Origin of the sequence: Curtobacterium sp. C1, assembly GCF_021049325.1 — a bacterium.
GTDB lineage: Bacteria > Actinomycetota > Actinomycetes > Actinomycetales > Microbacteriaceae > Curtobacterium > Curtobacterium citreum.
Map to the genome: position 1 here is coordinate 2950116 of NZ_CP088076.1, position 18345 is coordinate 2968460.

At 62.1% G+C, this 18345-nt stretch carries 6 protein-coding genes and 6 rRNA genes; all 12 read right to left on the reverse strand.

Annotation, left to right across the window (positions count from 1 at the left end; genetic code table 11):
- Positions 1–23: 23 nt before the first annotated feature.
- Positions 24–722 (reverse strand): hypothetical protein, encoded by a 699-nt coding sequence (locus tag LQK89_RS14175; RefSeq protein ID WP_231049498.1) that lies wholly within the window; start codon positions 720–722, stop codon positions 24–26.
- On the reverse strand, positions 719–1474 hold the full coding sequence (locus LQK89_RS14180; protein WP_231049499.1) for a hypothetical protein: 756 nt from the start codon (positions 1472–1474) through the stop codon (positions 719–721). The genes LQK89_RS14175 and LQK89_RS14180 overlap by 4 nt, the downstream gene beginning before the upstream one ends.
- A gap of 590 nt (positions 1475–2064) precedes the next feature.
- Positions 2065–2181: ribosomal RNA gene (gene rrf / locus LQK89_RS14185) — 5S ribosomal RNA — on the reverse strand.
- Between the two features lie 135 nt (positions 2182–2316).
- Positions 2317–5445, reverse strand: a 23S ribosomal RNA gene (locus LQK89_RS14190).
- Between the two features lie 466 nt (positions 5446–5911).
- Positions 5912–7433 (reverse strand): 16S ribosomal RNA (locus tag LQK89_RS14195).
- A gap of 557 nt (positions 7434–7990) precedes the next feature.
- Positions 7991–8809, reverse strand: coding sequence for a GNAT family N-acetyltransferase (locus LQK89_RS14200; protein WP_231049500.1), 819 nt, complete (start codon positions 8807–8809; stop codon positions 7991–7993).
- A gap of 103 nt (positions 8810–8912) precedes the next feature.
- Positions 8913–9029: ribosomal RNA gene (rrf, locus tag LQK89_RS14205) — 5S ribosomal RNA — on the reverse strand.
- Positions 9030–9164: 135 nt separating this feature from the next.
- Positions 9165–12293 (reverse strand): 23S ribosomal RNA (locus LQK89_RS14210).
- Positions 12294–12759: 466 nt separating this feature from the next.
- A 16S ribosomal RNA gene (locus LQK89_RS14215) occupies positions 12760–14281 on the reverse strand.
- Together the 16S, 23S and 5S rRNA genes form the textbook arrangement of a ribosomal RNA operon.
- 527 nt (positions 14282–14808) lie before the next feature.
- Positions 14809–16122, reverse strand: a complete 1314-nt coding sequence (gene tyrS / locus LQK89_RS14220) for a tyrosine--tRNA ligase (RefSeq protein WP_231049501.1) — start codon at positions 16120–16122, stop codon at positions 14809–14811.
- Between the two features lie 64 nt (positions 16123–16186).
- The gene (locus LQK89_RS14225; RefSeq protein WP_058742107.1) at positions 16187–16867 is read right to left on the reverse strand and encodes a DNA-3-methyladenine glycosylase; all 681 of its coding nucleotides are present in this window, start codon (positions 16865–16867) and stop codon (positions 16187–16189) included.
- Positions 16864–18312 (reverse strand): argininosuccinate lyase, encoded by a 1449-nt coding sequence (gene argH / locus LQK89_RS14230; RefSeq protein ID WP_231049502.1) that lies wholly within the window; start codon positions 18310–18312, stop codon positions 16864–16866. Before argH ends, LQK89_RS14225 begins: the two co-directional genes overlap by 4 nt.
- Between the last annotated feature and the right edge of the window lie 33 nt (positions 18313–18345).

Sequence of the window (18345 nt, forward strand, 5' to 3'; positions counted from 1 at the left end):
CCGTCGGCGGCGTCGGCCGCGCCTCAGTCGGCTGCGGAGCCCTCGACGTCGCGGGGGTTGTCGTCGTCGATCTCGCCGAGGTCGTCGTCGGGCTCGTCGAGCTCGTCGGTGTCGCCGCCGAGCTGGTCGGGGTCGTCGCGCTCGTCGGTGTCGTCCCCGAGCTGCTCGGTGTCGTCGATCCCGTCGGCGCCGTGCTCGTCGTGTCCTTCGACTTCTTCCTCGACCACATCAACCGTCTCCCATGCGTTGTCGTCGGCGGCTTCCTCGAGCGCAGCGGCGGCGCGGTCGACCCGCGCCCACCACTCGTCGGCCTCGTCCTGGCGGCCGAGCTCCTCGAGCGTGGCCGCGTAAGCACTGTAGAGCGCCGGTGACCAGCTGTAGGCCGTGCTCGGGTCGAGCTGTGGAATCTCCAGCTCGCCGAGCGCGGCTGTGGGGTTCCCGAGGTCGAGTCGTGCACCCGACATCGCGATCGCGAGCTCCACCTGCACCGGAGTCTCCAGTGCCGCGCGGTCCACCGAACGCCCGAGTTCGAGCGCGCGCTCCGGACGGCCGAGTCCCCGCTCGCAGTCGACCATCATCGGCAGCTGGTCGCTCCGGCCCGAGATGCGGCGGTAGGTCCGCAGCTCACGGAGGGCCGTCGCGAAGTCACCGGTCCGGTAGGCCGTGATCGCAGCGGTCTCGCGGACGACCGCGACACGTCCGGCTCGACGTGCGGCACTCAACGCGTGGAGGTTGGCCGTCTCCGGATCCTCGTCCACGAGCAGCGCCGCCATGACGAGGTGCTTCGCGACCCACTCGGCGTTGTCCTTGCTGAGCGTCTTGAGCTCGGCACGCGCCGCGGGGTCGAGGTCGCGTGCGCTGACGCTCTCGTCGATCTCCGGGTCGTCGTGCCGCGGGCGGATCGAGCGCGTGCCGTACGGGTCCCGGTCTTCCCAGTCGTCACGGGCGGCCTCGCCGAACCTGGCGCCGGCGTGACGGCTGCCGTCCCCGAAGCGCGGACGGTCGCCGCCGCGGTCGTCGCGACGGGGGCGGTCGTCACCACCACGGAACGGACGACGGTCGCCATCGCGCTGCGGACGACGGTCGTCACCACCACGGAACGGACGACGGTCGCCATCGCGCTGCGGACGACGGTCATCGCCACCACGGAACGGCCGGTCACCATCACGCTGCGGACGACGGTCATCGCCACCACGGAACGGCCGGTCACCACCACGGAACGCTCGGTCGCCATCACGCTGCGGGCGACGATCGTCACCACCGCGGAACGGACGACGCTCGCCGTCACGCTGCGGACGACGCTCATCACCTCCACGGAACGGCCGGTCACCATCACGCTGCGGACGACGGTCATCGTTCCCCCGGAACGGCCGGTCACCACCACGGAACGGACGGTCGCCCTCACGCTGCGGGCGACGATCGTCACCACCGCGGAACGGCCGACGCTCACCGTCTCGCTGCGGACGACGGTCATGCCCGCCACGGAACGGAAGGTCACCATCCCGGCGCGGTCGATCGGTGCGGTCGCCGCGGGGCCCGTCCCCACGGGGCGGACGCGCCACATCACGGTCGCCGCGCCACGCGGGGCGCCGCCCACCGTCACGGAACGAACGGTCGCCGTCGCGGGAGGACCGACCGCCCGAGCCGCCGGCCGGACGATCGCCGCCGCGAGACCCACGGTCACCCTCACGCCGCTCGAAGTCACGCGGGCCCGAAGCCCAGCGATCTCCGGAGCCACGGGGTCCGTTGTCCCGACGAGGACCACGGCCACGACCGTTGTCGGGACGGCCCGCACGATCCCCGTCGTTGCGTCGCTGCTCGTCGTCGTTCGCCACCGTTGCTCCTCGTTGCGTGCCCGGGCCCGAGGCCCTGGCGATCGTCCGCTGTGTCGTTGTGTGTACAGGCGCTGCCGGTCGGACAGCCGCACCGTCCCAGTCCATCACGAACCGGCCAGTGAGTCGAGCGACCTGCAGCAGAAACAGATGTGGCCACCGGCCTCCCGAGAACGAGGGTCTCCCCTACGAGTTCTCGATGGAGGGCCGATGGCCACATCACTTACGTTGAGTCCGGCGGCGTCCTACTCTCCCACAAGGTCCCCCTTGCAGTACCATCGGCGCTGAGAGGCTTAGCTTCCGGGTTCGGAATGTGACCGGGCGTTTCCCTCTCGCTATGACCACCGGAACACCTTCGACTTGACCCATCGGATCAAGAAAGCTGTCCCGCGCATGCGCGGTGTTCAGTTTCATGTTCCCGATCGTCTGTCGGGAACCACAAAGTGGACGCGAGCCCCACACCAACGGTGTGGGTAAAAAGTGTGTTGTCAAGTCTTCGGCTTATTAGTACCGGTCAGCTCCACGGGTCGTTAGTCCCCGCTTCCACATCCGGCCTATCAACCCAGTAGTCTGCTGGGAGCCTCTCACACTCAAGGTGCATGGAAATCTCATCTCGAAGACGGCTTCCCGCTTAGATGCTTTCAGCGGTTATCCGGTCCGAACGTAGCTAATCAGCGGTGCCCTTGGCAGAACAACTGACACACCAGAGGTTCGTCCATCCCGGTCCTCTCGTACTAGGGATAGATCTTCTCAAATTTCCAACGCGCGCAGCGGATAGGGACCGAACTGTCTCACGACGTTCTAAACCCAGCTCGCGTACCGCTTTAATGGGCGAACAGCCCAACCCTTGGGACCTACTCCAGCCCCAGGATGCGACGAGCCGACATCGAGGTGCCAAACCATGCCGTCGATATGGACTCTTGGGCAAGATCAGCCTGTTATCCCCGAGGTACCTTTTATCCGTTGAGCGACAGCGCTTCCACAAGCCACTGCCGGATCACTAGTCCCGACTTTCGTCCCTGCTCGACCTGTCAGTCTCACAGTCAAGCTCCCTTGTGCACTTACACTCGCCACCTGATTGCCAACCAGGTTGAGGGAACCTTTGGGCGCCTCCGTTACTCTTTGGGAGGCAACCGCCCCAGTTAAACTACCCATCAGGCACTGTCCATGAACCCGATCAGGGTCCTACGTTAGACATCCAAAGTGACCAGAGTGGTATTTCAACAATGACTCCACGAACACTAGCGTGCCCGCTTCACAGTCTCCCACCTATCCTACACAAGCCACTCCGAACACCAATACCAAACTGTAGTAAAGGTCACGGGGTCTTTCCGTCCTGCTGCGCGTAACGAGCATCTTTACTCGTAGTGCAATTTCGCCGAGTTCGCGGTTGAGACAGCTGGGAAGTCGTTACGCCATTCGTGCAGGTCGGAACTTACCCGACAAGGAATTTCGCTACCTTAGGATGGTTATAGTTACCACCGCCGTTTACTGGGGCTTAAATTCAGAGCTTCGCCCGGAGGCTAACCCTTCCTCTTAACCTTCCAGCACCGGGCAGGCGTCAGTCCGTATACATCGTCTTGCGACTTCGCACGGACCTGTGTTTTTAGTAAACAGTCGCTTCCCACTGGTCTCTGCGGCCTTCAACGCTCAACAAAGCAAGTTCGTATCACGTGTCCGGCCCCCCTTCTCCCGAAGTTACGGGGGCATTTTGCCGAGTTCCTTAACCACGATTCTCTCGATCTCCTTGGTATTCTCTACCTGACCACCTGAGTCGGTTTCGGGTACGGGCGGCTGCAACCTCGCGTCGATGCTTTTCTCGGCAGCATAGGATCACTGATTTCCCCAAACGGGTACGCGTCGGATCTCAGGCACACAGACGACGGATTTGCCTATCGTCAGCCCTACATCCTTACACCAGGTTCACCTTACGGATACCATCGCCTGGCTCAGCTACCTTCCTGCGTCACACCTGTTCATACGCTAGCCGCACCAGCATGGGGTCGAGCGTTAGACCGGACACCATCACCCCGAAGGGATCCGGTGAATCCGGGTTAGGACTCTTAGCACCACTGGATTAGCTTGGGCGGTTGTTCGCCGGTACGGGAATATCAACCCGTTGTCCATCGACTACGCCTGTCGGCCTCGCCTTAGGTCCCGACTTACCCAGGGCGGATTAACCTGGCCCTGGAACCCTTGGTCTTTCGGAGGACGGGTTTCTCACCCGTCTTTCGCTACTCATGCCTGCATTCTCACTCGTGTGGCGTCCACGGCTGGATTCCTCCGCCGCTTCACTCGCCACACGACGCTCTCCTACCACTCCGCACGACTGAACCACGAAGGCTAATCGGTGTGCGAAATCTACAACTTCGGCGGTGTGCTTGAGCCCCGTTACATTGTCGGCGCGGAATCACTTGACCAGTGAGCTATTACGCACTCTTTCAAGGGTGGCTGCTTCTAAGCCAACCTCCTGGTTGTCTGTGCAACTCCACATCCTTTCCCACTTAGCACACGCTTAGGGGCCTTAGTTGGTAGTCTGGGTTGTTTCCCTCTCGACGATGAAGCTTATCCCCCACCGTCTCACTGCTGCGCTCTCACTCACCGGCATTCGGAGTTTGGCTGACGTCAGTAACCTGTTGAGGCCCATCGGCCATCCAGTAGCTCTACCTCCGGCGAGAAACACGCAACGCTGCACCTAAATGCATTTCGGAGAGAACCAGCTATCACGAAGTTTGATTGGCCTTTCACCCCTATCCACAGCTCATCCCCTCCATTTTCAACTGAAGTGGGTTCGGTCCTCCACGACGTCTTACCGTCGCTTCAACCTGGCCATGGATAGATCACTTCGCTTCGGGTCTAGGACATGCGACTGAATCGCCCTATTCAGACTCGCTTTCGCTACGGCTGCCCCACACGGGTTAACCTCGCCACATATCACTAACTCGCAGGCTCATTCTTCAAAAGGCACGCCGTCACCCCTACAAGGAGGCTCCGACGGTTTGTAAGCAAACGGTTTCAGGTACTATTTCACTCCCCTCCCGGGGTACTTTTCACCTTTCCCTCACGGTACTTGTCCGCTATCGGTCATCTGGGAGTATTTAGGCTTATCAGGTGGTCCTGACAGATTCACACGGGATTTCTCGGGCCCCGTGCTACTTGGGATACACATCCGGCCATAACACCATTTCGTCTACGGGGCTGGCACCCACTACGGCCCGGCTTTCAAACCGGTTCGACTATGATGCGCTGTAACCGCCCCAGTCCGGCAGAACTGAGCGACGTGTCCCACAACCCCGACCATGCAACGCCCGCCGGCTATCACACATGATCGGTTTAGCCTCATCCGCTTTCGCTCGCCACTACTCACGGAATCACATGTTGTTTTCTCTTCCTGTGGGTACTGAGATGTTTCACTTCCCCACGTTCCCTCTACCCGCCCTATATATTCAGGCGGGAGTCACCAGGTCACAAAAGCGCCTGGCGGGGTTTCCCCATTCGGAAATCCTCGGCTCACAGCTCGATTATCAGCTCCCCGAGGCTTATCGCAGATTTCTACGTCCTTCTTCGGCTCCAGATGCCAAGGCATCCACCGTTTGCTCTTAGAAACTTGACCACAAAGATTAAAAATTGCAATCCACTCACAACAAGCCGGTCAGACCCGAAGGCCCACCAACCATTGCAAGCGATTTCAAAGATGCTCGCGTCCACTGTGTAGTTCTCAACATACGATCGGCACCACACCCCACCGACACCAACGCATCAGCTTCATGTGGCCCACCGAAGAACCCTGACGGATCACTCCGCCGGCTCAACCCCCGGAAACCGTCCACCCTGGAACAGGGCAGCGACCGGGAAGCCTGGTCCCTCAGGACCCAACAACGTGCACCAGCCGACCCGCTCACCACCGACCCGTCCCAACCAGCAAGCTGGCGTACTAGGGCCGGAAGCTGCGCTCCCGACTGCACTGTCAATGTTCCACCCATGAGCTACCCGTCGGACACGTTCGGTCCGAACCAGGCGCCTGGACCCACCCCACACCTGCCTACTGCAGACGAGGGGACGAGCCAGATGCTCCTTAGAAAGGAGGTGATCCAGCCGCACCTTCCGGTACGGCTACCTTGTTACGACTTAGTCCTAATCACCGATCCCACCTTCGACGGCTCCTTCCACAAGGGTTAGGCCACCGGCTTCGGGTGTTACCGACTTTCATGACTTGACGGGCGGTGTGTACAAGGCCCGGGAACGTATTCACCGCAGCGTTGCTGATCTGCGATTACTAGCGACTCCGACTTCATGAGGTCGAGTTGCAGACCTCAATCCGAACTGAGACCGGCTTTTTGGGATTCGCTCCACCTTACGGTATCGCAGCCCTTTGTACCGGCCATTGTAGCATGCGTGAAGCCCAAGACATAAGGGGCATGATGATTTGACGTCATCCCCACCTTCCTCCGAGTTGACCCCGGCAGTCTCCTATGAGTCCCCGCCATAACGCGCTGGCAACATAGAACGAGGGTTGCGCTCGTTGCGGGACTTAACCCAACATCTCACGACACGAGCTGACGACAACCATGCACCACCTGTACACCGACCACAAGGGGGCAACCATCTCTGGCCGTTTCCGGTGTATGTCAAGCCTTGGTAAGGTTCTTCGCGTTGCATCGAATTAATCCGCATGCTCCGCCGCTTGTGCGGGCCCCCGTCAATTCCTTTGAGTTTTAGCCTTGCGGCCGTACTCCCCAGGCGGGGCGCTTAATGCGTTAGCTACGACACAGAAACCGTGGAAAGGTCCCTACATCTAGCGCCCAACGTTTACGGCGTGGACTACCAGGGTATCTAATCCTGTTCGCTCCCCACGCTTTCGCTCCTCAGCGTCAGTTACGGCCCAGAGATCTGCCTTCGCCATCGGTGTTCCTCCTGATATCTGCGCATTCCACCGCTACACCAGGAATTCCAATCTCCCCTACCGCACTCTAGTCTGCCCGTACCCACTGCAAGCCCGAGGTTGAGCCTCGGGATTTCACAGCAGACGCGACAAACCGCCTACGAGCTCTTTACGCCCAATAATTCCGGACAACGCTTGCACCCTACGTATTACCGCGGCTGCTGGCACGTAGTTAGCCGGTGCTTTTTCTGCAGGTACCGTCACTTACGCTTCTTCCCTACTAAAAGAGGTTTACAACCCGAAGGCCGTCATCCCTCACGCGGCGTTGCTGCATCAGGCTTTCGCCCATTGTGCAATATTCCCCACTGCTGCCTCCCGTAGGAGTCTGGGCCGTGTCTCAGTCCCAGTGTGGCCGGTCACCCTCTCAGGCCGGCTACCCGTCGTCGCCTTGGTGAGCCATTACCTCACCAACAAGCTGATAGGCCGCGAGTCCATCCCCAACCAAAAAATCTTTCCACCACCAGACCATGCGGCCGGCAGTCATATCCAGTATTAGACGTCGTTTCCAACGCTTATCCCAGAGTCAGGGGCAGGTTACTCACGTGTTACTCACCCGTTCGCCACTAATCCACCCAGCAAGCTGGGCATCATCGTTCGACTTGCATGTGTTAAGCACGCCGCCAGCGTTCGTCCTGAGCCAGGATCAAACTCTCCGTAAAAAATACAACCAACACCCGAAAGCGTCAGCGAGTTGAAACTGACTGTAAAGACTGTCTACTGACAATCAATTCAATCCAAAAGGAATTGTCTCCGACAACCGAAGCCCCCAAAAGGAGCCACGATCGCACGGGGTCAAAATAATTGGCATTGACAATGTGCACGCTGTTGAGTTCTCAAGGACCAGACGCACCCACCAATCAGCCCGGTAACACCGGACCTCAACAGAGGGGCTGGAAGTTCGCTGCCCGGGCGAGACTCGGAACCGAACCAACCGGCCGTTCCGTTCTCCGCCTCAGCGGCAACGAGGTACAACCTTACGCGGCACATCCCGCCACCGCCAACCGTGCTCACTCCCGGGCGTGTCGTGCCCCGACCTCCCTGCTGATCTCCGGGGAACGGGGTACCGAGCGGGAGCCGCACGACCTCGGCCTTCACCGCTGGTCAGGACCACCGGCGCATCAGCCGACCTCCGTACTGATTGCACGGAACACTCGCAGCACCGCGCCGCAGCGCACAGGCGGCCCGGGCGTGCGCTCCGGTCGCTGCCGACGCCGACTCAGACCGCGGTCCCCCGGACCATCTCGAGCTGCTCCCCGGAGAACGCGTCCTGCAGCGGTCGCCGAGCCCCGGACGCGTGGAACCCGTTGCGCGCGTAGAAGGATCTGGCAGGGGTGCCACCGCGGCCGGCATCGACCCACAGGCGCATCCGGTCGCCGTGCATCGATGCCCAAGTGAGGACCTCGCCGAGGAGTTCGTCCGCGACGCCCAGTACTGGTCCTCGGGCATCCGGTTCGACGTACACCCCCGTGAGCAGCACATCGCCCTCGGCCGCGGAATGGCAGGCCATCATCCCGAGCCAGCGCCCGTCCTCAGCGACCGCGACGACGCTCGTGCTGTCCGCTGCGGTCCCACGTCGTGCGCGGAGCCGCCAGTCGTCCTCCGTCATCCCGAGCGTCGTCTCGAACGTCGCACCGTACGCGATCGGGTTCTCAGCGGCATTGCGGAGCCGCAGGTCGCGCACCGCGACCCAGTCGTGCTCGTGCGTGACCCGCAAGCGGACGGCGTCGCCTGAGAAGCCCGCCCGCTCGAGCAAGACCGGCAGCCCCGTGTCCCGCCACCACGCCAGCGACACCATCCCGGACGACATCCCGCCGTGGGCGAACCGCTCGACGAACACCGAGTCTTGGTTCGGCGACGTCAGCGGCGCCCCGATCGCATCAGCGGCGGCACGTCGGATCGCAGCGGCCAGCGACCCCCGACGCGCGGGCAACTCGACGCCGGCGAACCGATCGCCGAGCTCCCGCCACAGCCACGGATCGCCACGGCTCCCCCAGGCGGTGGGCTCGTCGATGAACAGGTCCCCCAGGTGCGTCATGCATCGATGATGACGGTGTAGCTGCCGAGGGACAACTTGCCCGGAAACGCAGGGAACCCCTGACCAGTCATGGTCAGGGGTTCCCTGGTGTTACCAACGTTGAGTCCGGCGGCGTCCTACTCTCCCACAAGGTCCCCCTTGCAGTACCATCGGCGCTGAGAGGCTTAGCTTCCGGGTTCGGAATGTGACCGGGCGTTTCCCTCTCGCTATGACCACCGGAACACCTTCGACTTGACCCATCGGATCAAGAAAGCTGTCCCGCGCATGCGCGGTGTTCAGTTTCATGTTCCCGATCGTCTGTCGGGAACCACAAAGTGGACGCGAGCCCCACACCAACGGTGTGGGTAAAAAGTGTGTTGTCAAGTCTTCGGCTTATTAGTACCGGTCAGCTCCAGGGGTCGTTAGTCCCCGCTTCCACATCCGGCCTATCAACCCAGTAGTCTGCTGGGAGCCTCTCACACTCAAGGTGCATGGAAATCTCATCTCGAAGACGGCTTCCCGCTTAGATGCTTTCAGCGGTTATCCGGTCCGAACGTAGCTAATCAGCGGTGCCCTTGGCAGAACAACTGACACACCAGAGGTTCGTCCATCCCGGTCCTCTCGTACTAGGGATAGATCTTCTCAAATTTCCAACGCGCGCAGCGGATAGGGACCGAACTGTCTCACGACGTTCTAAACCCAGCTCGCGTACCGCTTTAATGGGCGAACAGCCCAACCCTTGGGACCTACTCCAGCCCCAGGATGCGACGAGCCGACATCGAGGTGCCAAACCATGCCGTCGATATGGACTCTTGGGCAAGATCAGCCTGTTATCCCCGAGGTACCTTTTATCCGTTGAGCGACAGCGCTTCCACAAGCCACTGCCGGATCACTAGTCCCGACTTTCGTCCCTGCTCGACCTGTCAGTCTCACAGTCAAGCTCCCTTGTGCACTTACACTCGCCACCTGATTGCCAACCAGGTTGAGGGAACCTTTGGGCGCCTCCGTTACTCTTTGGGAGGCAACCGCCCCAGTTAAACTACCCATCAGGCACTGTCCATGAACCCGATCAGGGTCCTACGTTAGACATCCAAAGTGACCAGAGTGGTATTTCAACAATGACTCCACGAACACTAGCGTGCCCGCTTCACAGTCTCCCACCTATCCTACACAAGCCACTCCGAACACCAATACCAAACTGTAGTAAAGGTCACGGGGTCTTTCCGTCCTGCTGCGCGTAACGAGCATCTTTACTCGTAGTGCAATTTCGCCGAGTTCGCGGTTGAGACAGCTGGGAAGTCGTTACGCCATTCGTGCAGGTCGGAACTTACCCGACAAGGAATTTCGCTACCTTAGGATGGTTATAGTTACCACCGCCGTTTACTGGGGCTTAAATTCAGAGCTTCGCCCGGAGGCTAACCCTTCCTCTTAACCTTCCAGCACCGGGCAGGCGTCAGTCCGTATACATCGTCTTGCGACTTCGCACGGACCTGTGTTTTTAGTAAACAGTCGCTTCCCACTGGTCTCTGCGGCCTTCAACGCTCAACAAAGCAAGTTCGTATCACGTGTCCGGCCCCCCTTCTCCCGAAGTTACGGGGGCATTTTGCCGAGTTCCTTAACCACGATTCTCTCGATCTCCTTGGTATTCTCTACCTGACCACCTGAGTCGGTTTCGGGTACGGGCGGCTGCAACCTCGCGTCGATGCTTTTCTCGGCAGCATAGGATCACTGATTTCCCCAAACGGGTACGCGTCGGATCTCAGGCACACAGACGACGGATTTGCCTATCGTCAGCCCTACATCCTTACACCAGGTTCACCTTACGGATACCATCGCCTGGCTCAGCTACCTTCCTGCGTCACACCTGTTCATACGCTAGCCGCACCAGCATGGGGTCGAGCGTTAGACCGGACACCATCACCCCGAAGGGATCCGGTGAATCCGGGTTAGGACTCTTAGCACCACTGGATTAGCTTGGGCGGTTGTTCGCCGGTACGGGAATATCAACCCGTTGTCCATCGACTACGCCTGTCGGCCTCGCCTTAGGTCCCGACTTACCCAGGGCGGATTAACCTGGCCCTGGAACCCTTGGTCTTTCGGAGGACGGGTTTCTCACCCGTCTTTCGCTACTCATGCCTGCATTCTCACTCGTGTGGCGTCCACGGCTGGATTCCTCCGCCGCTTCACTCGCCACACGACGCTCTCCTACCACTCCGCACGACTGAACCACGAAGGCTAATCGGTGTGCGAAATCTACAACTTCGGCGGTGTGCTTGAGCCCCGTTACATTGTCGGCGCGGAATCACTTGACCAGTGAGCTATTACGCACTCTTTCAAGGGTGGCTGCTTCTAAGCCAACCTCCTGGTTGTCTGTGCAACTCCACATCCTTTCCCACTTAGCACACGCTTAGGGGCCTTAGTTGGTAGTCTGGGTTGTTTCCCTCTCGACGATGAAGCTTATCCCCCACCGTCTCACTGCTGCGCTCTCACTCACCGGCATTCGGAGTTTGGCTGACGTCAGTAACCTGTTGAGGCCCATCGGCCATCCAGTAGCTCTACCTCCGGCGAGAAACACGCAACGCTGCACCTAAATGCATTTCGGAGAGAACCAGCTATCACGAAGTTTGATTGGCCTTTCACCCCTATCCACAGCTCATCCCCTCCATTTTCAACTGAAGTGGGTTCGGTCCTCCACGACGTCTTACCGTCGCTTCAACCTGGCCATGGATAGATCACTTCGCTTCGGGTCTAGGACATGCGACTGAATCGCCCTATTCAGACTCGCTTTCGCTACGGCTGCCCCACACGGGTTAACCTCGCCACATATCACTAACTCGCAGGCTCATTCTTCAAAAGGCACGCCGTCACCCCTACAAGGAGGCTCCGACGGTTTGTAAGCAAACGGTTTCAGGTACTATTTCACTCCCCTCCCGGGGTACTTTTCACCTTTCCCTCACGGTACTTGTCCGCTATCGGTCATCTGGGAGTATTTAGGCTTATCAGGTGGTCCTGACAGATTCACACGGGATTTCTCGGGCCCCGTGCTACTTGGGATACACATCCGGCCATAACACCATTTCGTCTACGGGGCTGGCACCCACTACGGCCCGGCTTTCAAACCGGTTCGACTATGATGCGCTGTAACCGCCCCAGTCCGGCAGAACTGAGCGACGTGTCCCACAACCCCGACCATGCAACGCCCGCCGGCTATCACACATGATCGGTTTAGCCTCATCCGCTTTCGCTCGCCACTACTCACGGAATCACATGTTGTTTTCTCTTCCTGTGGGTACTGAGATGTTTCACTTCCCCACGTTCCCTCTACCCGCCCTATATATTCAGGCGGGAGTCACCAGGTCACAAAAGCGCCTGGCGGGGTTTCCCCATTCGGAAATCCTCGGCTCACAGCTCGATTATCAGCTCCCCGAGGCTTATCGCAGATTTCTACGTCCTTCTTCGGCTCCAGATGCCAAGGCATCCACCGTTTGCTCTTAGAAACTTGACCACAAAGATTAAAAATTGCAATCCACTCACAACAAGCCGGTCAGACCCGAAGGCCCACCAACCATTGCAAGCGATTTCAAAGATGCTCGCGTCCACTGTGTAGTTCTCAACATACGATCGGCACCACACCCCACCGACACCAACGCATCAGCTTCATGTGGCCCACCGAAGAACCCTGACGGATCACTCCGCCGGCTCAACCCCCGGAAACCGTCCACCCTGGAACAGGGCAGCGACCGGGAAGCCTGGTCCCTCAGGACCCAACAACGTGCACCAGCCGACCCGCTCACCACCGACCCGTCCCAACCAGCAAGCTGGCGTACTAGGGCCGGAAGCTGCGCTCCCGACTGCACTGTCAATGTTCCACCCATGAGCTACCCGTCGGACACGTTCGGTCCGAACCAGGCGCCTGGACCCACCCCACACCTGCCTACTGCAGACGAGGGGACGAGCCAGATGCTCCTTAGAAAGGAGGTGATCCAGCCGCACCTTCCGGTACGGCTACCTTGTTACGACTTAGTCCTAATCACCGATCCCACCTTCGACGGCTCCTTCCACAAGGGTTAGGCCACCGGCTTCGGGTGTTACCGACTTTCATGACTTGACGGGCGGTGTGTACAAGGCCCGGGAACGTATTCACCGCAGCGTTGCTGATCTGCGATTACTAGCGACTCCGACTTCATGAGGTCGAGTTGCAGACCTCAATCCGAACTGAGACCGGCTTTTTGGGATTCGCTCCACCTTACGGTATCGCAGCCCTTTGTACCGGCCATTGTAGCATGCGTGAAGCCCAAGACATAAGGGGCATGATGATTTGACGTCATCCCCACCTTCCTCCGAGTTGACCCCGGCAGTCTCCTATGAGTCCCCGCCATAACGCGCTGGCAACATAGAACGAGGGTTGCGCTCGTTGCGGGACTTAACCCAACATCTCACGACACGAGCTGACGACAACCATGCACCACCTGTACACCGACCACAAGGGGGCAACCATCTCTGGCCGTTTCCGGTGTATGTCAAGCCTTGGTAAGGTTCTTCGCGTTGCATCGAATTAATCCGCATGCTCCGCCGCTTGTGCGGGCCCCCGTCAATTCCTTTGAGTTTTAGCCTTGCGGCCGTACTCCCCAGGCGGGGCGCTTAATGCGTTAGCTACGACACAGAAACCGTGGAAAGGTCCCTACATCTAGCGCCCAACGTTTACGGCGTGGACTACCAGGGTATCTAATCCTGTTCGCTCCCCACGCTTTCGCTCCTCAGCGTCAGTTACGGCCCAGAGATCTGCCTTCGCCATCGGTGTTCCTCCTGATATCTGCGCATTCCACCGCTACACCAGGAATTCCAATCTCCCCTACCGCACTCTAGTCTGCCCGTACCCACTGCAAGCCCGAGGTTGAGCCTCGGGATTTCACAGCAGACGCGACAAACCGCCTACGAGCTCTTTACGCCCAATAATTCCGGACAACGCTTGCACCCTACGTATTACCGCGGCTGCTGGCACGTAGTTAGCCGGTGCTTTTTCTGCAGGTACCGTCACTTACGCTTCTTCCCTACTAAAAGAGGTTTACAACCCGAAGGCCGTCATCCCTCACGCGGCGTTGCTGCATCAGGCTTTCGCCCATTGTGCAATATTCCCCACTGCTGCCTCCCGTAGGAGTCTGGGCCGTGTCTCAGTCCCAGTGTGGCCGGTCACCCTCTCAGGCCGGCTACCCGTCGTCGCCTTGGTGAGCCATTACCTCACCAACAAGCTGATAGGCCGCGAGTCCATCCCCAACCAAAAAATCTTTCCACCACCAGACCATGCGGCCGGCAGTCATATCCAGTATTAGACGTCGTTTCCAACGCTTGTCCCAGAGTCAGGGGCAGGTTACTCACGTGTTACTCACCCGTTCGCCACTAATCCACCCAGCAAGCTGGGCATCATCGTTCGACTTGCATGTGTTAAGCACGCCGCCAGCGTTCGTCCTGAGCCAGGATCAAACTCTCCGTAAAAAAAATACAACCAACACCCGAAAGCGTCAGCGAGTTGAAACTGACTGTAAAGACTGTCTACTGACAATCAATTCAATCCAAAAGGAATTGCCTCCGACAACCGAAGCCCCCAAAAGAGCCACGATCGCACGGGGTCAAAATAATTGGCATTGACAATGTGCACGCTGTTGAGTTCTCAAGGACCAGACGCACCCACCAATCAGCCCGGTAACACCGGACCACAACAGAGGGGCTTTCGATCTTGGTTGTCACCGGCAACGCGTCGGACCGAGGTCCTGTGGCTCATCCCGTGGGAGAGGGCCGGTGAAGTGTTCATCCTAAGCGTCGAAGCGACCGAGCACAAGACCCGGGTCGAACTTCGGTGGAGGATGGCCCCCGCTTGAGGCCGGCAGGCTCTGGGCTCTCGCTCCAGCCGCTCCGCCGCACCTTTGGGGTGACGAGTAAGAACTCTACGCAGGGATCCCGGTGAGCGCCAACCCTGACCGCTCCCGGGCGTGTCGCGTTCTGCAACACGCGCCGGGAGCCGGTCAGGACAAGGTCACGCCGGCGAGGGTCTTCTTCCCCCGGCGCAGGACGACGACGCCCCCGGGGAGCGCGAGCCCCGACAGCGGTGCGGTCGCGTCCTCGGCACGTGCGTTGTTCACGTACACACCGCCCTGGTCGATCGCGCGCCGCGCCTCGCCCAGGGACTTGACGAGTCCGGTCTCCACGAGGGCGCGCGCCACGTCGGCATCGCCCTCCAGCGTCGCCGAACCAGGCAGCTCGGCGACCGCGGACCGCAGGGTCTCCGCGTCCAGCGCCGCGAGGTCGCCGTTGCCGAACAGCGCGGCCGAGGCATCGATCGCGGCCTGGGTGGCGTCGTGCCCGTGCACGGTCGCGGTGACGTCGTACGCCAGCGTCCGCTGGGCCTCACGTCGGAAGGGCTCGTCGGCGACGGCACGCTCGAGCCGCTCGATCTCCTCGCGGGACAGGAAGGTGAACTCCCGCAGCCGGGCGATCACGTCTGCGTCCGCGGTGTTGAGCCAGAACTGGTAGAAGGCGTACGGCGACGTCATCTCCGGGTCGAGCCAGATCGCGTTGCCCTCGCTCTTGCCGAACTTCGTGCCGTCGGAGTTCGTGATGAGCGGCGTCCCGATGGCGTGCACCGAGGCACCCTCGGACCGCCGGATCAGCTCCGTGCCCGACGTCAGGTTGCCCCACTGGTCGGAGCCGCCCGTCTGGAGCGTGCACCCGTACTGCCGGTACAGCTCGCGGTAGTCGAGTCCCTGCAGGATCTGGTAGCTGAACTCCGTGTAGCTGATGCCCGCATCGGAGTTCAGGCGCGCCGCGACGGCGTCCTTCTTGAGCATGCTGTTGACGCGGAAGTACTTGCCGACCTCGCGCAGGAAGTCGATCGCCGTCAGCGGCGACGTCCAGTCGAGGTTGTTCACGAGCCGGACGCCGTTGTCGCCGTCCGCGCTGAGGAACCGCGACACCTGCGCCTGCAGCCGCGACACCCAGTCGGCGACGGTCTCACGGGTGTTCAGCGTGCGCTCTGCCGTCGGGCGCGGGTCGCCGATGAGTCCGGTCGACCCGCCGACGAGCGCGAGGGGCCGGTGCCCGGCGAGCTGCAGCCGCCGCATGGTCAGCAGCTGGAGCAGGTTGCCGCAGTGCAGCGACGGGGCGGTCGGGTCGAAGCCGCAGTAGTAGGTGACCGGCTCGCCGTCGAGGGCCTCCTTGAGTGCCGTCTCGTCCGTGGAGACGTGCACCAGACCACGCCAGCGCAGTTCGTCCCACACCGAGGCGAAGGTGGGGTCGTTCCGCTGACGTGTCAGGACATCGTGATCGGTTGCGCTGGACACACGACGATCGTAGCGGCGCGCGGGCGCGCACCGGGATCCGGACTGGAGGCGCGGGGCGGCTCCGTCAGTCGAGGGCACCCTTGTGTCGTCGGTACGCGGACACCGTGGGGTCGCCCGCGAGCCAGAAGCGCCAGGGGAAGGCGGCGCCGCCGGCGACGCCGCCGACGCCCGTCCGCGGCCCGCGCGCGATGCGCGGTCCGGCCGCGCCGGATCCTGCGGACAGGAGCGCGTCGACGACCGCAGCGGGCCCGTCGGCGGTGATCCGCGCCTCCAGGCCGGGTGCCAGGGCGAGCACGTAGGGGCCGGAGCCGTCGAGCAGTGACGTGCCGTCGTCCGTCCCGAGGACCGCGCCGAGCGCGGTGCCGAGGTTGCCGGGGCCACGGGCCAACGCGGTGTCCGCCGGGCGGTCACCGCGGCGGCCACGCGCCACCGGCACGCCGTCCACGACCTCGGCGGCCCGCAGGAGCGACCCCGAGGAGGTGCCCTCGGGACCGCTCACGACGTTGACGCACGTGTGGATGCCGTACGAGCGGTAGGCGTAGAGGGTCCCCGGGGAGCCGAACAGGTGGCGGTTGCGCTCGGTCATGCCGCGGTGCCCGTGCGAGCCCGGGTCGGTCGGACCCCAGTACGCCTCGACCTCGGTGATGCGGAGGACGACGCCCTTGCCCGTGATCGTCGCGCCGAGGAGCGCCGGCGCCGAGGTCGGCGCCGGCAGCTCGAGGAGGGCGTGGAGCGGCGAGGTCATCGCGCGAACGGCGCCCCCGCGGCGAGGTCGTGGACGCGCCGGGTCAGCGACGCGAGCTGCTCGGCGACCCGGTCGGGCGCGGTGCCGCCGACGCCGGACCGCGACGCGACGCTGCCCTCGATCGTCAGGACGCCGCGGACCTCGGGCGTGAGGTGCGCGGACACCGCGCGGTACTCGTCGTCGGTCGGCTCGTCGAGCTCGATGCCGCGCTCCTCGCAGTGCCGCACGAGCGCGCCGGAGACCTCGTGCGCGTCGCGGAACGGCACCCCCTGGCGGACGAGCCACTCGGCGACGTCGGTCGCGAGCGAGAAGCCCTGCGGCGCGAGGGCGGCCATGCGGTCGGTGTCGAAGGTCAGCGTCGCGATCATGCCGGTGAACGCGGGGAGCAGGACCTCGAGCTGCGCGACCGAGTCGAACACGGGCTCCTTGTCCTCCTGCAGGTCGCGGTTGTACGCGAGCGGCAGGCCCTTCAGCGTCGCGAGCAGCCCGGTGAGGTTGCCGACGAGGCGCCCGGACTTGCCGCGTGCGAGCTCGGCGATGTCCGGGTTCTTCTTCTGCGGCATGATGCTCGACCCGGTCGAGAACGCGTCGTGCAGCCGGACGAAGCCGAACTCCTTCGTGTTCCAGAGGATGACCTCTTCCGCCAGGCGGGAGACGTCGATGCCGATCTGCGCGAGCACGAACGCGAACTCGGCGACGACGTCGCGAGCGGCCGTGGCGTCGATCGAGTTGTCCGCCGGGCGGGCGAAGCCGAGCTCGTGCGCGATGGCCGTCGGGTCGAGCCCGAGCGAACTCCCGGCGAGGGCCCCGGCGCCGTACGGGCTGACGCTCGCACGGTCGGCCCAGTCGTGGAGCCGCTCGAGGTCGCGGACGAGCGGCCATGCGTGCGCGAGCAGGTGGTGCGCGAGGAGCACGGGCTGCGCGTGCTGCAGGTGGGTCCGGCCCGGCATGATCGCCCCGGGGTGCTCGTTGGCCTGCTGGCTGAGTGCGTCGACCAGGTCGATCACGAGGTGCCCGATCCGGCGCGCGTGGTCGAGCATGTGCATGCGTCCGAGCGTCGCGATCTGGTCGTTCCGGCTGCGGCCGGCGCGGAGCTTGCCGCCGAGCTCCGGACCGAGGTCGGCGATGAGCAGACGTTCGAGGGCGCCGTGCACGTCCTCGTCGCCGTCCGCGGGCTGCAGGGAGCCGTCGGCGTGGGCGGTCTCGAGGCGGTCCAGTCCCGCGAGCATCCGCTCGAGTTCGTCAGCGGTCAGGTACCCCGCGGTGTGCAGGGCACGGGCGTGGGCCCGGGACCCGGCGATGTCGTACGGGGCGAGCTGCCAGTCGAACTGCGTCGATCGGGACAGCGCGGCGAGCTCGGCGCTCGGCCCGTCGGCGAAGCGGGCACCCCAGAGGGCGCCCGTGTTGGTGGCGTCGGTCTTGGTCGGCTGGTTCGCGTCGCTCATGTCGTCCTGCGTCGTTCGGTGGTGCGGGGTCTG

Excerpts from the sequence above, each read along its gene's own strand:
- LQK89_RS14180 (WP_231049499.1), bottom strand. The coding sequence starts at position 1,474 with ATGACCGTCGTCCGCAGCGAGACGGTGAGCGTCGGCCGTTCCGCGGTG.
- LQK89_RS14200 (WP_231049500.1), bottom strand. The coding sequence starts at position 8,809 with ATGACGCACCTGGGGGACCTGTTCATCGACGAGCCCACCGCCTGGGGG.
- LQK89_RS14225 (WP_058742107.1), bottom strand. The coding sequence starts at position 16,867 with ATGACCTCGCCGCTCCACGCCCTCCTCGAGCTGCCGGCGCCGACCTCG.
- argH (WP_231049502.1), bottom strand. The coding sequence starts at position 18,312 with ATGAGCGACGCGAACCAGCCGACCAAGACCGACGCCACCAACACGGGC.